Source organism: Pseudomonas sp. LF020 (assembly GCF_053456425.1).
In genome coordinates, this window is record NZ_JBRFIX010000003.1 from 94,370 (window position 1) to 107,197 (window position 12,828).

Sequence of the window (12,828 nt, forward strand, 5' to 3'; positions counted from 1 at the left end):
CGTAATCCTCCCTGGATGCTCCGATTGAATCATGGTTGACGGGCAACAGCCCCCAGCCATTTTTTTGCCAGAGTTGTCAGGGTGTTGTTCGGTGCCGCGACTTCGGGGGCCGTGAACACCCAGCCGAGAGTGCCGAAGTTGGCGCTCCAGTCAATTTGCGGTAGCGGAGTAATGTCGGTGATATCGACCCAGATCAGATCCGGGTGGAACATCTCGGCCATGTTGCCGTCAGTCGAGAACAGTTCGACTACGGTGTTGTTGACGATGCGTGCGTAGGTTTTCATCAGGCGTACTCGTAGATGATCACAACGCCACGGGCTCCGGCACCGCCGGGTCTGCCCGGTTGATTCATGGCATTGGCGATGCCGCCCGCGCCGGAACCATAACCCGAGCCGGGTGCAGCCACAGCTGCCGCAACGCTGCTGCCAAATCCGCCCGCGCCCAAGGGTGAAAGCGCTCCATGCCCGGCAAGAATCGAACCGTTGACGTTGATTCCGGGACTGCCCGCAGCCCCTGCGCTGCTGACAATATTTGCGCCAGTGGCCGCAGTGCTGGGGAAACCACCGACAAACAAGCCAAAATCAGCAAGTCCAATCACACCGACGTTTGGTGCGCCGCCACCACCTGGTGCGGAGACCAAGGATCCGATTGAACTCGTTCCACCGGGCCCTGCACTAGCACCGATTGCGCCGCCAGCACCTGCTGCGCCCACTGTCACGATCTGGCTAGCGCCGACACTTGAGGAAGGGATCCAGGCTTCAGCATAACTGCCTGAAGCGCCACCTCCCGAGACGGTGATCTGACTGGCATTCGTCGCGGCAATCCCTGCACTCCCGCCCCCTCCGCCGACAATTTTCACCAACACATTCTTCATCCCCACCGTCGGCACATATGTACCGGACGAGGTAAACGTCTTCACTCCCAATAACCGTCCACTCGCCGCACCGCCACCGCTGGCATACACCAGTACCCAACTGTCCAGCGCCGCGCTGTACACCACCGAACACACACTGCCGGCGACAATCTCGGCAGGTCGCAACGCACTCAGCGCCAGACTCACCAGCGGCTTGGGCAGCAACCCGTTCGGCGCAAACGTACTCGCCCCGGTATTGGCATTGCCAGCGGTAAAGCGCAACGCCAGACCGTCCTTCAATGTAGCGATGGCGGGCACGTAATTGGCCATGTACAGATTGGCCGCCCCGATGTCTGCAGCATGCTTGTCTTCACCGGCCTGACTGATTTTTTTCAGCGCCTGCAACAGTTGCGTGGCATCGGTTTCGCTGGGTTCAAGACCCGCAGATTTGACGACATTCAACAGTTCATCGGTGACGCTGTTGCCCCAGGTTGCCGGGATCAGCGATCCGGGCAGGCCGGCGACGGCGTCTTCATTGACGAACTTGCCGTTCACCAGCCCGACGCTGGGAACGCTTTTTGGATAATCCATTTCAATTTCCCTGATGAGTTACAGCGCAGTAGCCAGCCACCTCGGCGCTACCGGCCGGTGCTCGTTGAAGGGAAAAAACGAACCTTGCGGCCAGTCTCGCAACTCACGGCGATAGGTTTGCAGTTCGGCGTATTGCTCGGTGGTCAATGTAGTGCCGCCACCGTCCTCGAGTTCATCGCGGTCACGTGCTACCAGACCGTCGGTGGCAGACAGTTGCGCCGTACGCCATGAGCGCTCGATATCAGCCGCTTCATCGGGTGAAGGAGGCGGTGGATCGACCAGGATCGGATAGCCGTTATCCGCTCGCACACCGATCACTTTCGGGGTGACAGCCATTTGCTGCAGCAGCGAGATCCAGTAGCCCTGGGGAATTTCGATAACGTCGTCGGGAATGTCCGTCGAATTGATACCCGGCACATATGCGCCCAAAGTGCGGGCGCTGAACAAAACATTGAAGGTGTTCATTCAATAGCCCTTTACAAAATAATTTACGGTGCAATTGCCGGCCAGAGCGCCGGACGCATCGCGAATTTTCAGCGTGCAACCCACTTGGCTGACGGCAATCAATGCGACCATTGCTACATCGCCTCCCGCATGGGTGGCCACAAGAGAGAAATAGCCCCTCGGGAATGGAACCGGGAATGTCACGTTGACGATGCCGGCGGCATTCGACAGTCCCGAGCCCCACTGATCGATATTTCCACTGGCGTGTTTCTGATATCCGGGGTTATTCACCAGTCCGGAAAACAGCGCGGCATATTTCAGACTGGCGGTCCCGTGAACCACCCAGATGCCGTTCTCCCTGACAACGTTGGCGCTCTCGCCGCTGTTCATCACAATCGACGTCAGATAGGCGCCCTGCGGGCTTATTTGACTACCGCTCGTGCAGGCGATGGTAATCGCGGCATTACTGCGGCAGTGAAAGGTGATCGCTGCACCGTTGGGAACCGTAGTGATATCCGGTAGCGTCACGGTGTACGCCGAGTTTCCTCCCAGACCGATCGCCCATCCCGCATCCGCCGCCGTCAGTTGCGTCGCGGCAGACACTCCACGCGCTCCGGCATAGTTACCCAGAGCGCGCTGAACGAACTCGGACGTTGCCGCCGAACGACTGACATCGAATGGCGCAGCCGTCTGGAACAATTGATTGCTGCGCAGGGCGCCGAGCAATTGAGTATTCGACGCCTCACTCGGCGTCAGTCCACCGGCCCGCACTACGCCGAGAATCTCTTGGGTAACGCCGTTGCCCCAACTTGCCGGAATCAATGAACCCGGCGAGCCGTTTAGCGGGTCCTCATCGACAAACTTGCCGTCCACCAGCCCGGCGCTGGGAACACCATTTGGGTAATCCATTATTTTTCTCCTGCTCTGCAAGTGAGCCAAGTCGGGGCCAAAGGCCGGGAAACTGTCGAGGGAAATTGACTTGAATCAGGCCAGTCGCGCAGCGCCTGGCGGTACTCCAGCAACTCCAGATACTGCGCAGCCTTGAGCGTCGTCCCGCGCCCCAACTCCTGCTCGTCACGATGCCGCGTCACCCACCATTCAGTGGCCGACAGACTGGACTGGCGCCAAAGCCGCGCTGCCACCAGAGGCTCTTGCTCATCGGGGACTGTTTCAGGGGTAATGACCGGACTGCTGGTTACAGGCAACGGCGCAATCTCCTGGCGCAGTTCGCCGATGGGCGCGCCGATTACGATCTGCATACCCTCCGGCACCTGCACCATCGTCTCGACGAAAGCGGGGGCAAACAGTTGGGTGATCGCGTAGTCGCCGGTGTCGATCAGTTCGACCGCGACACCATTTTCCACTCGTGCATAACGGGCCATTATTCGTACTCCCAGATTTCACAGAAGGCGTTGCCGCCGACGCCGCTGAGGACTGACGCGGAGGCACTGGTCGAACATGAACCACTACCACCTGACCCTCTGTTTCCTGAAGTGCCAGCGCCACTGAGGCCCATCAACGGGCCACCGCCATCAAACGGACTCGCGCCACCGCCACCAGCCAATACGCCCCAATTGGCGTTGTACATGGCATAGCCACCGCCTATTCCACGTGCATTAGCGAGATTGCCGCCCGTCACGGCTTGTCCTCCAGCGCCCCCCTGAACGAAGCCAACTGCCGTGGCTGTCACAGGAAAGGTCAGTATTTGCCCGCCCATGCCACCAGATGCGCTCATGTAACTGCCAAAAGAAGCGCCTCCGCCGGCCTGCCCCATCGAATTACGTGAAGCGCCCCCGGCCCCCAGTGACACAGGAACGCCGGCCATCATTTCTGCTGTCACGTCATAAAAGCTCTCGACGTAGGCGCCACCACCACCGCCACCTCCAATACTGTGATAACCCGCTGTAACCGGTGCACAACCGCCTCCCGAGCCACCGGCGCCAACCAACCGCACGCGAATCCGTTTGGCCCTCGGGTTAGGCTTGTAAACCGTGATCCCGACCGTCTCGATCTGCCGCACCGCCAACAACCGCCCCACCGCATCGGTGATGCCGTAACCGGCCAGCGTGGTCGGGGTGTTTTTCAGTTTGCTGAAGTCGACCAACGCGCCAATGGCCGTTGCCAACTGGTCGGTTCTGGCTTCATCAGGCGTCAGCCCGGCAGCCTTGATCGCGTTGAGAATTTCCTGCGTAACGCTGTTGCCCCACGCGGCCGGAATCAACGATCCCGGTGAACCGGCGATCGGGTTTTCATCGACGAAACTGCCGTTGACCAGGCCAACGCCAGGAATACTTTTTGGATAATCCATTGCACTGCTCCCTGTGCTGAAATCAGTTGACTACGGCTGCGCCGGGCGCAACCGGCCAGGAAATTTCGTCGGGGAAACCGGCCTGCTTTTCGATACGGTTCAGCTCTACGCTGTAGAGCTTCCATTCGATCAGCAGCAACTGTTCGTCGTGGCTGGCATCGCCAATATCCTCGGCGTATTGCAGCGGCGCGATGCGCAGGACGGCGTCGCGCAGCAGTGCGTCGCGTTTGTTTAAAGTGTCCTGCCGACGATTCTTCAATGCAGCCGCTTCATCGATTTTCCAGACACCATCGACCCACGAATGAAATCCACCGGGCCATGGCTGCGTGGTGAAGCCTTCAGGCAGCTCACCTAATGCTGTCCAGGTCTCTCGGATTCCCGTGTCGGTTCGATAGACATCACCGCGTAAATCTACGCGCTGCTGCAATGAGCCATTGTCATACGCCCACGCATATCCACTGGGCGCCGGAGCGAGTTCGATGCTCAACGTGACAGCATTGCCCGGCAGTTGCAGGCCGATACCAGGCACGGGTACAAATTCCACCGGGCCGGTCAACGCGCCAGCGTCATCTATTAAGTAATTGAACATGTGCACCTCAGATCAGTTTGATACGCGCGGGATAAGCGATGTTTCGCGGCCGGGTTTCCGTCGAAAAATTCCCGATGGTGCCGATGTAGGTATCGGAGTCGAACGCGGGATTGGGGTAAGTGGTCGCGATGGTTCCGCTGGTTGGATAGAAATTGACGTCGCTTGAAACATTCCAGACAGGATCCGGAATAGCTGGCGCCGGTCGATTGGAAGACCCTGTACTCGTGGGCAAGTAGTGGTTGTGACTTTGCAGTGCATGGTTCTGCAAACTGCCGACGACTCGTCCTGTATCCAAGCCCCGGGTTTCATCGAGCGCTCGCAGAAATTCGCCGCGAACTTCCGGAATTCGAAAGGTCGACGCACCATCGCCACTGGTCCACGCACCTTCTCGATTCCATCGCGCCGCTTCTGTCGTCAGAGCTCCTGAAGCCTGAGCGAAGTCCCATAACCAAGGCCATTCCGCACGTTTGAAAAAGTAGCCGTTGAGCAGGCCATAACCGCCGGGATTGAGCGCCACTGTGGTTTCGAAGGAAGTCTGGCCCAGGGGGGTACTGTCGAAACGACCGACCGGCCACCAACTACCCGCCCCGTCACTGCGCAACTGCCACCAGTCACCACTGCCCATCAGCACCAGAAACGGATAGCCGCTCGCCGACAGGTGTGTATGAAAACGAATCCGGTCGCCGCCTGATGCCTGGATTACCAATCGGTTAACTGTGTTGTCCACACGGCGAACAATCACGTCGCGAACACCCAGCCCGGCATCCGCAGCAGGAAGCGTGACGCTCATCGCCGCCGCGCTGCCATCAATCAGAACAACCCCCAATTCCTGCGCTTCAAGCAGCTTGGAAGCAGAAATACGAGTGATCTGCGAGCGCATCGGGCTGGCTTTGCCGATGATCGACTGAATCGCCTTGTACAACTGACCGGCATCGGCTTCAGAAGCCACCAGCCCGCCACCGTTAATCACACTCAGGATCTCCTGAGTCACGCTGTTGCCCCACACCGCCGGAATCAACGAACCCGGCGTGCCTGCCACCGGGTTTTCATCGACAAAGCGGCCATCGACCAGGCCGACGCTGGGGACGCTTTTTGGATAATCCATAGGTTTTTCGTTCCTCTGAAATACAAATGAACCGCGTCGCAGCGATCGCGAGTGCGAGCCTGCAGCGGTCTGTTTTCTGAAAATAAAAAGCCCACGGTGAAGTGAGCTTGGGTAATGCAGAACGAAGGCGTTGCGACTAGAGATTCTGGCTGCTGACCAGCTCACGAATCGCCGCCAACGCGTCATCGCTCGCACTTCGCGCCAGATCGAGATTGCCTTTGGCCGCATGCGCGCGGATCTGGTTTTTGGCCTTCAGGCGCAAGGTGCGCAGGGTCAGCAGATGATCGGTAAGTTGGTCGGCCTTGCTCAGGATTTGCTCGGCTGCCTGTTTGGCAGTACGACCTTTGACTACCCACGCAGCAACCGACAGCGGCACCTCTTTTTTCGGATAACCGGCGTCTTGATAGGCCTGTGCGTCGGCGGCCGCTTGTGCGTACTCCATGGCTTTGAGCGGGTCGCCGGCCAAAACGGTGCGAGCACTGTCGGCGGCCGCGTCGACCTTGGAGCACAACTGTTCGGCTTCCTGAAGTTCCAGTTCGGCAACTCTGGACGCATTCAGCTGCCATTTTTCTCCATCCCAATCATGGGCAATGGATGGCTGGGCCGGGCGCAGGCCCTCCTCGAACTGATGCAGTTCTTGAATGATGATCATCGGATCAGCTCCCAGGAAAGATTGATATTCACCGCCGCTGAAAAATTGATGGCAACACCGTTGGCGTAGTCGCTTGGGAGGAGATTTTTGATGCCCATGCTGAACAGCAATTCGTCACTTGAACCGTTATCGGCACCAAAAGCGTGTTCGGCTTGATAGGTCTGCCACAGGGAACGCAACATGCTGTGGTCGAAGCTGGCGGTCAGTGTCGACACGGTTGTGTCACTCACCTCGTTGTTGGTAATAACCCGTACCGTCTCACCCGCAATGGCCCAACCATCCCAATTGCTCGACGCGGCAGCCTTAGGATTGAGAAAACAGTAGTTGGCACCCAGCCACCCGGGTGTAGCAAAATTCACGGCTGTGACGAGCGTCGGATGCGGCGTCGCATTGCCCACCACCAGCCGCGCGGCACGGGCATGCGGGTCAAGTGGCAGGTACACCACGCCATTACCGCTGATTGTTTGCGTCCACGACAAGCGACCGCGATTATAAATCGGTCGGACAATCGGCACCGAGCCAGGGCCTGCTGTCACCACCCATGCCAGACAAATATCCAGCGGCGTCGACTGAAAACCGCCTCCCGCCGCACCATTGATCGTGCCCTTCAAGCCGTCGGGCGTAGCGTCATAGATAATGCCGCGCTGCGTGTAAAAGGTCAGCACACCGGCAACTACTTGCGCACGCAGAAAGTAATTAGAGTTAGGCAACAGATCGGCACTGCTCCAGGCTTGTGTCGTAAATGTGCGCGGACGAGCCAACTGCCCGGCCACCACTTCCTGACCGAGGCTGATCAGCACGCCGGCCGGAATCGAGACTCGCCCGCCACTGGTGGCAACTGCTGCTGGTGTGATCGGCAGTCGCCCGTCTGCCGTAGCAACGGTAGCGGTCGGCAAAGACCCGATCGGTAACGCCGAATCCAGATTCCAGCCCTTGGCCGAAACGCTCTGAATCGCCTGCAACAACTGATCGTATTTCTTCTCGTCCGGAGTCAGATCCCCGGCCTTGATCACGTTGAGAATTTCCTGCGTAACCCCGTTGCCCCAGTCTGCCGGGATCAGTGACCCCGGCGTCCCGGTCAGCGGGTTTTCATCAATAAACTTGCCGTTCACCAGACCGGCGCTGGGCACACTTTTTGGATAGTCCACGGACGGACCTCCCGTTATTCAGAGTGATGGATTTTTTAGACAGGTTTTCAGGCTTCCGACCGGAACAGGCCTCAGGCGGGCAGCACAGGCCAGACCACGTTTTGCGGATAGCCCGGCTGCTTGTCGATCTTGTTCAGCGCCAGTTTGTAGGTGGCGAATGCCTTGAATCGCTGCATATCGTCTGCGTCGAGCAGGCCCGCGATGTAGGCGTCCGCCATGCCGACGGTTTGCTGATCGGCTTCGGCCAACAACTCATCCCGGCGCGCCAGAGCGGCAGCTCTTCGCTCGCCATCAACCACTTGCGAGGCGTTCGGCAAAGAATGTTTGGCGACCTTGCCGTCGGTGTATCGCCAGATGCCGTCACGCTCTTCAATCGTGCGCAGGAACAGTTCTTCGGAGATTTCCACCGCGCTGACAGGAATCTGCAGGTGGATAGCCGAGTCGTATCGCCCAAGAAGTTCGCCCTGGGCATCGAAATCAATGTATTTCATGGTGTTCACCTCCGATTTCAAAAGCCCATGGCGAACCAGTTCCAGCCACCAGGATCGATATTGGAGAAGCGCTGGAACTGGCTCAGCGAGAGTCTGTAAAAAGAAAAACGTATATCCGCGAATCCCGGTGAGATATCGCTGCCGGACAGAAAAAGCACCGAGTTCGGAAAGGCAATCGGGTAGGTGATGGTTTCACTCAATGCACCACCGGTGGCAAGGCCCCATTGCAAAATCAGGCCGCTGGGAAGACGTTGGTAGCCCCCGCTTGTACCCAGTGAAGCGGTGAACATCGGCGAATATTTGAGCGCGCCATCGCCGGAGTCCAGCCCCCACCCCCCACCCAATAGCAGTCGCCTGAAGGTTACGAAACACCCTCCTGCAAATGACAAGGAGGTAGTGGGTACCCCATTGATGGTGCTCAGACTTTCACCACTACGAGCCTTTACCGTCAAACTACCGGTGCTGCTCAGAATCCTGACCAGTCCACCAGGAGAAACACTGGACCAATCAGGCAGAGTCACCGTACAGGGGCCAGTGAAGACTGAAAGCTTGCCCACATCAGCAGCCGTCAGCGTGACATCCCCTACATAGTTGGTCTGCCCTGCCAGACTGCCCAGCGCGCGCTGAACAAATTCTGTCGTCGCAACCTTCTGACTGACATCGAACTGCGGTGGCGTTTCATACAGTTTCTTGCCGCGCAGCGCCTCCAGCAATTGCGTGTTGAGCCCCTCGGTGGGTTCGATCCCGGCAGCTTTGATAACCGTCAAAACCTCCTCGGTCAGGGCGTTGCCCCACTCCGCGGGAATCAACGATCCGGGGGTTCCGGTGATCGGGTTTTCATCGACAAAACGGCTGTTGACCAGACCGACACCGGGCATGCTTTTCGGATAATCCATCCCGTCATTCCTCCCTAGTCATAATTGATGTGCACCTTGGTATGCGCCGGCGCACTGCGATGGATCAAGCACTCCAGCGCCGAGCCCGGATTCACGCCAAAGCGCTCGCCCCAGTAGCTCGCGCCATAGCGCCGACCGAGCAGCAGCCGGCCACCGGTGTTGAGCGTCCACATGAACTGCGCTTCCCAGGTGCCCCAGTGCGCTGCGCCGAAACGCGAGCGGCCCATGCGTGGGGCTTCGTGTTCGGTGATGCTGGCGTTGGGGTAGCCCTGGCTTTTGGCGATGTCGAGGTAGTAACCGACAGCCTGACTGCCGACCGCGAGCAAGCGGCGGCGTACGGCGAGGCGGCGGTCGTCGAACAGCGGAGTGGCGCCCAGGCACGGGTCGGGCAGTTCCATCACCCGTTCCCAGTCCGGCACCAGTTCGCTGACGCCCGCCGGATCCATCTCGTTGAGCAGGTCGGCGGCGCGGGCATCGAGGCGCGCCAGTTCGACGGCGACGCCTTGCAGCACTTCCTCAAGTTCCGGGACGCGTTCCGGGTCCCACGCCGGGCCGCTGGGCAGCAACGCGCGCAGTTGCGCCTGATATTGCGCGGCGGTTCTTATGCCCCCCATACGCAACCTCCGAAGGTCAGCAGTTCGCTTTGCCCGGCAGGCACGTCAGCGGCCGGCGCGGTCAGCGTGTGATCGTACTCACCGCCGGCGCTGCTGATGGCTTCGCGGATATGGCTGATCAGCAGCGGCACACCGAGATCGGCCTCACGGTTGTGCAAGTCGCGCAACTGCGCTTCGACGGCGGCGCGCACAGCGCTGGTGTCCGGATTCACGCTCTTGAAGCGATACACCACCGGCACCTGAATCGGCCGCTGTACGTGCACTTCCGCCGTCACTGGGCGCAGCGGTTCGATGTACTCCTGAACCTCCGCCAGTTGTTCGTCGTTGGGCACCGGTTGCGGGTCTTCGTCACGCATGATGAACACCGTCACCGTGCCCGGACCAAGGAAGCCACCGCGGCACCAGGCCCGCGTCACGCCCGGCACTTCCAGCGCCCAGGTCTCGTAGTCGCTGGCGGAACCGCCGTGGGGTATCACACGATAGGAACGGATCACCCGCGAGCGCAACGACTCCAGACTTTCCCGCGCCACACCGCCACTGAGGCCCGGCGCGAGCACCACAAAACTGTTGCCGACCACACCGGTAATCGGCTGCACCGGGTTCAGCGCCAGACCGGCGTCGGCATTGCCCAGGCTGCCAGCGTCGAGCGCGGCGATGGTGGTGGTATTGCTGCCATTGACGGTGGTGCGTGCGGCGGTGACTTTGTAAGTGCGGCCATCGCTTGCTTGCAGCAGCGTGTCGACGTCGAGCACCGCGCCGGCAGTGGCGGTAAAACTGACGCTGCCGGTGGCGACTTGCGCCGGTTTGCGCGGCTGGTTCAGGCGCAGGGCGGCGATGCGTTCCAGGGTCGACTCGTCGGCCTTGTCCGGCAAGATCTGCTCGGCAATCCAGTCGAGATAACCGTACAGGCCATATGCGGCGCCACCGAGGGTGCGGGCCAGCACTTGCGCATCGGACTGGCGCAGCGAATCGCCGGCCAGGTCGCTTTGGGTGCGCTTGATCAGCACCGGCAGCGAAGGGGTTTCAAACGGCATAGATCACCTGCCAACTGTTATCGGGGTTGATGTCCAGACGTTCGCCGTCGGCCAGGGTCAGGACCGTGCGCAGGTTCAGGCGCTGGGCGTCGAGGCGTTCGCTGATGATGTCGATGGCGCTGCAGTGGCCGTCGTCGATCAGCCATTGCAAGGCTTCGCGGGCATAGAACTCGGCGTCCATCTGGGTCTGTCGGGTCAGCTTGACCCGACGCAAAAGCCACAGCCGCGAGCCGATGCGGTCGTCGGCGACGGTGGGAAAGCTGTCGCCCCACCAGCCGAAGCGCTCCTCGTCATCGAGGGCGTCGTCATCGGCGGCGCGGCGCCAGGTGAACAGGCTGATGAGCACGGCGCGGGTCAGTGCGGCATGGAGGTTCTGGCTGACAAGCATTATTTGCCTCCTGCCGGCGCACCGGTCTGGCCGCTACCGGCCTGCACGCCGACGTGCACGTGTTTGATCTGGCTGATGCCGCCGGCGAGTTGGTCGCCGGTGGATACGATCTTGCCGGTCTGGTTGATCACCGGCGTGTCGAAGTTCACCGCGCTGCTGGCGCGGATGTTCAGGGTGGCGGTTTCGATGTCGATGATCCGCCCGCGCTTGAAGTGAACTTTGTCGCCCTCGTCGGTGTAGATCGCCACCTCGCCAGAGGCCAGCGACTGCAAGCGATAGCGACGGTCGGCGACCACCAGGGCGATGGCGTGGGAACGGTCACCGCCGAGAAAGGTAACGATGCCTTCGGCGCCGGCCAGCGGGTTGCTGGTGAAACCGTAGGGTTCGAAATGCTCCAGGTCGTCGTTCACTTCGCCAGCGGTGAGGCGCATTTGCAGCGATTGCAGCTTGGATGCCGAGTTGGCGAGCACGACAGTGCCGCGCGCCAGCAGGCGTGTCAGTAGGCTCATGAATTGATCCTCGATACTTTGCCAACACAAAACCTGTGGGAGCGGGCTTGCCCGCGATGGCGGCGTGTCAGGCAAAGAAGTGTTTGCGGTAACCACCGCTATCGCGGGCAAGCCCGCTCCCACAGGAACAGGTGGTGCCAGTCGGGTTGGGTGTCAGGCTCAGGTTTTTTTCGGGGGTGTGGGATCAGGATCGAAGGTATGCGGTGGCGCCACTTGCAGCGTGGTCACCGAGCCCTGCGCCGAGAGCGAATACGTGACTTTGGAGATCAGCATGTCGCCGTCAAAGCCGAGCACCGGATCCGTGACCTTCACCAGCGTGTTGTGGCGCCACAGATCGCCATTGGACTGACGCCAGCCCTGCACCTGATAGGTCGTGGTCTGCGCCCGGCCCATGCGGGTGGCGCTTTCCCATTGGGCGCGTTGCTGGGCCAACTCGAACGTCAGTGCGGTGCCCTCGTTGATGATCGTGGTGCGGCGGCGCTTGAAGCTCAGATCAGCCGCGCTGGATTGAACCTCGCTGACGGCCGCCCCGCTCTTCTTGTCCGAGCCTTTCTGCTGACCGATCACTCGGTATTCAGAAAACACCTGGCTCTGATCCATCGGCGCGTTCGCCGACAGAATGTTCTTGCCCAACTCCAGCGCGTCACTGGCCCGACCACCACTACCGGGCTTGGCCAGAACCAGACGGCCTTGCTCGTCATCAGTGGAAAACACCCGGAACAGCGAGAGCAGACGATCGATCGACTGGAACACCGTTTCGCCCGGCACGATGGTGTGTTTGGCGAGCCGCGCGGTCTCCGGAATTTCGTTGACCACGTACAGCGAGTATTCCGCCGCCAGAGCCTGGACGATGCTCAGCAGCGGTTGCTCCTGCCATTGGTTCGGCCGGTTGGTGGCTGCGCAATCGACCAGATCCTGAGTCTTGGAGCTACCCTCGATGCTCAGGCTGATCTGGCGTCCGTCGTAACTGATCGGCGCCTTGAACACGTAGCCGGTGAGCACCAGATCCTGGCCGATTTTCACTTCGCACGGGTCACCCGGTTTGATCCGTTGATCCACCGTCTGCCCCGGCCACTGCCAGGTGATGTCAAGTTTGAAGGTGCGGAACTGGCGCTCCAGATCGGCGGTGATTTCCACGCTTTTCCAGCCGCCGTATTCCATGTTGTTGACGGTCAGCGTGACATGGTTATCCATCTCGCTCATGGC

The 12,828-nt window shown here is 60.1% G+C and carries 17 protein-coding genes; all 17 read right to left on the bottom strand.

All coding sequences use genetic code 11. The features are described from left to right. Positions 1 to 29: 29 nt before the first annotated feature. On the bottom strand, positions 30 to 284 hold the full coding sequence (locus ACU680_RS08140) for a hypothetical protein (protein ID WP_448179176.1): 255 nt from the start codon (positions 282 to 284) through the stop codon (positions 30 to 32). After that, entirely contained in the window at positions 284 to 1,444 is a 1,161-nt protein-coding gene (locus ACU680_RS08145; protein ID WP_400764456.1) for a glycine-rich domain-containing protein, read from the bottom strand. Before ACU680_RS08145 ends, ACU680_RS08140 begins: the two co-directional genes overlap by 1 nt. Positions 1,445 to 1,462: 18 nt before the next feature. Beyond that, complete coding sequence (locus tag ACU680_RS08150) at positions 1,463 to 1,909, bottom strand: tail fiber assembly protein (RefSeq protein ID WP_400764458.1); 447 nt, start codon at positions 1,907 to 1,909, stop codon at positions 1,463 to 1,465. Beyond that, positions 1,910 to 2,797, bottom strand: coding sequence for a gp53-like domain-containing protein (locus ACU680_RS08155; RefSeq protein ID WP_400764459.1), 888 nt, complete (start codon positions 2,795 to 2,797; stop codon positions 1,910 to 1,912). It abuts the gene before it with no gap. Continuing rightward, positions 2,797 to 3,270 (bottom strand): phage tail assembly chaperone, encoded by a 474-nt coding sequence (locus ACU680_RS08160; protein WP_448179177.1) that lies wholly within the window; start codon positions 3,268 to 3,270, stop codon positions 2,797 to 2,799. Before ACU680_RS08160 ends, ACU680_RS08155 begins: the two co-directional genes overlap by 1 nt. Further along, a complete protein-coding gene (locus tag ACU680_RS08165) occupies positions 3,270 to 4,196 on the bottom strand; it encodes a glycine-rich domain-containing protein (RefSeq protein ID WP_448179178.1) in 927 nt (308 codons plus the stop codon). The genes ACU680_RS08160 and ACU680_RS08165 overlap by 1 nt, the downstream gene beginning before the upstream one ends. A 22-nt stretch (positions 4,197 to 4,218) precedes the next feature. After that, on the bottom strand, positions 4,219 to 4,785 hold the full coding sequence (locus ACU680_RS08170) for a tail fiber assembly protein (protein ID WP_448179179.1): 567 nt from the start codon (positions 4,783 to 4,785) through the stop codon (positions 4,219 to 4,221). A gap of 7 nt (positions 4,786 to 4,792) precedes the next feature. Then, positions 4,793 to 5,890: a phage tail protein gene (locus tag ACU680_RS08175; RefSeq protein ID WP_448179180.1), complete on the bottom strand. Its 1,098-nt coding sequence runs from the start codon at positions 5,888 to 5,890 to the stop codon at positions 4,793 to 4,795. 136 nt (positions 5,891 to 6,026) lie between these two features. Beyond that, entirely contained in the window at positions 6,027 to 6,542 is a 516-nt protein-coding gene (locus tag ACU680_RS08180) for a phage tail protein (protein WP_367083411.1), read from the bottom strand. Further along, positions 6,539 to 7,690 carry a phage tail protein gene (locus ACU680_RS08185; protein ID WP_367083410.1) on the bottom strand — a complete coding sequence of 384 codons (1,152 nt, stop codon included), beginning with the start codon at positions 7,688 to 7,690 and terminating at the stop codon, positions 6,539 to 6,541. The genes ACU680_RS08180 and ACU680_RS08185 overlap by 4 nt, the downstream gene beginning before the upstream one ends. 71 nt (positions 7,691 to 7,761) lie before the next feature. Beyond that, positions 7,762 to 8,181, bottom strand: coding sequence for a tail fiber assembly protein (locus tag ACU680_RS08190; RefSeq protein ID WP_367083408.1), 420 nt, complete (start codon positions 8,179 to 8,181; stop codon positions 7,762 to 7,764). A 17-nt stretch (positions 8,182 to 8,198) separates the two neighbouring features. Continuing rightward, on the bottom strand, positions 8,199 to 9,077 hold the full coding sequence (locus tag ACU680_RS08195) for a gp53-like domain-containing protein (protein ID WP_367083406.1): 879 nt from the start codon (positions 9,075 to 9,077) through the stop codon (positions 8,199 to 8,201). A gap of 14 nt (positions 9,078 to 9,091) precedes the next feature. Then, entirely contained in the window at positions 9,092 to 9,691 is a 600-nt protein-coding gene (locus ACU680_RS08200; RefSeq protein WP_007964344.1) for a YmfQ family protein, read from the bottom strand. Continuing rightward, complete coding sequence (locus tag ACU680_RS08205) at positions 9,679 to 10,725, bottom strand: baseplate J/gp47 family protein (protein ID WP_448179181.1); 1,047 nt, start codon at positions 10,723 to 10,725, stop codon at positions 9,679 to 9,681. Before ACU680_RS08205 ends, ACU680_RS08200 begins: the two co-directional genes overlap by 13 nt. Beyond that, the gene (locus tag ACU680_RS08210) at positions 10,715 to 11,113 is read right to left on the bottom strand and encodes a phage GP46 family protein (protein ID WP_007964342.1); all 399 of its coding nucleotides are present in this window, start codon (positions 11,111 to 11,113) and stop codon (positions 10,715 to 10,717) included. The genes ACU680_RS08205 and ACU680_RS08210 overlap by 11 nt, the downstream gene beginning before the upstream one ends. After that, entirely contained in the window at positions 11,113 to 11,622 is a 510-nt protein-coding gene (locus ACU680_RS08215; RefSeq protein ID WP_448179182.1) for a phage baseplate assembly protein V, read from the bottom strand. Before ACU680_RS08215 ends, ACU680_RS08210 begins: the two co-directional genes overlap by 1 nt. Before the next feature lie 159 nt (positions 11,623 to 11,781). Continuing rightward, a complete protein-coding gene (locus tag ACU680_RS08220) occupies positions 11,782 to 12,825 on the bottom strand; it encodes a phage baseplate assembly protein (protein ID WP_448179183.1) in 1,044 nt (347 codons plus the stop codon). Positions 12,826 to 12,828 lie beyond the last annotated feature (3 nt).

Excerpts from the sequence above, each read along its gene's own strand:
- ACU680_RS08140 (WP_448179176.1), bottom strand. The coding sequence starts at position 284 with ATGAAAACCTACGCACGCATCGTCAACAACACCGTAGTCGAACTGTTC.
- ACU680_RS08190 (WP_367083408.1), bottom strand. The coding sequence starts at position 8,181 with ATGAAATACATTGATTTCGATGCCCAGGGCGAACTTCTTGGGCGATAC.
- ACU680_RS08180 (WP_367083411.1), bottom strand. The coding sequence starts at position 6,542 with ATGATCATCATTCAAGAACTGCATCAGTTCGAGGAGGGCCTGCGCCCG.
- ACU680_RS08215 (WP_448179182.1), bottom strand. The coding sequence starts at position 11,622 with ATGAGCCTACTGACACGCCTGCTGGCGCGCGGCACTGTCGTGCTCGCC.
- ACU680_RS08155 (WP_400764459.1), bottom strand. The coding sequence starts at position 2,797 with ATGGATTACCCAAATGGTGTTCCCAGCGCCGGGCTGGTGGACGGCAAG.
- ACU680_RS08210 (WP_007964342.1), bottom strand. The coding sequence starts at position 11,113 with ATGCTTGTCAGCCAGAACCTCCATGCCGCACTGACCCGCGCCGTGCTC.
- ACU680_RS08170 (WP_448179179.1), bottom strand. The coding sequence starts at position 4,785 with ATGTTCAATTACTTAATAGATGACGCTGGCGCGTTGACCGGCCCGGTG.
- ACU680_RS08195 (WP_367083406.1), bottom strand. The coding sequence starts at position 9,077 with ATGGATTATCCGAAAAGCATGCCCGGTGTCGGTCTGGTCAACAGCCGT.
- ACU680_RS08220 (WP_448179183.1), bottom strand. The coding sequence starts at position 12,825 with ATGAGCGAGATGGATAACCATGTCACGCTGACCGTCAACAACATGGAA.
- ACU680_RS08200 (WP_007964344.1), bottom strand. The coding sequence starts at position 9,691 with ATGGGGGGCATAAGAACCGCCGCGCAATATCAGGCGCAACTGCGCGCG.
- ACU680_RS08205 (WP_448179181.1), bottom strand. The coding sequence starts at position 10,725 with ATGCCGTTTGAAACCCCTTCGCTGCCGGTGCTGATCAAGCGCACCCAA.
- ACU680_RS08175 (WP_448179180.1), bottom strand. The coding sequence starts at position 5,890 with ATGGATTATCCAAAAAGCGTCCCCAGCGTCGGCCTGGTCGATGGCCGC.
- ACU680_RS08150 (WP_400764458.1), bottom strand. The coding sequence starts at position 1,909 with ATGAACACCTTCAATGTTTTGTTCAGCGCCCGCACTTTGGGCGCATAT.
- ACU680_RS08145 (WP_400764456.1), bottom strand. The coding sequence starts at position 1,444 with ATGGATTATCCAAAAAGCGTTCCCAGCGTCGGGCTGGTGAACGGCAAG.
- ACU680_RS08160 (WP_448179177.1), bottom strand. The coding sequence starts at position 3,270 with ATGGCCCGTTATGCACGAGTGGAAAATGGTGTCGCGGTCGAACTGATC.
- ACU680_RS08165 (WP_448179178.1), bottom strand. The coding sequence starts at position 4,196 with ATGGATTATCCAAAAAGTATTCCTGGCGTTGGCCTGGTCAACGGCAGT.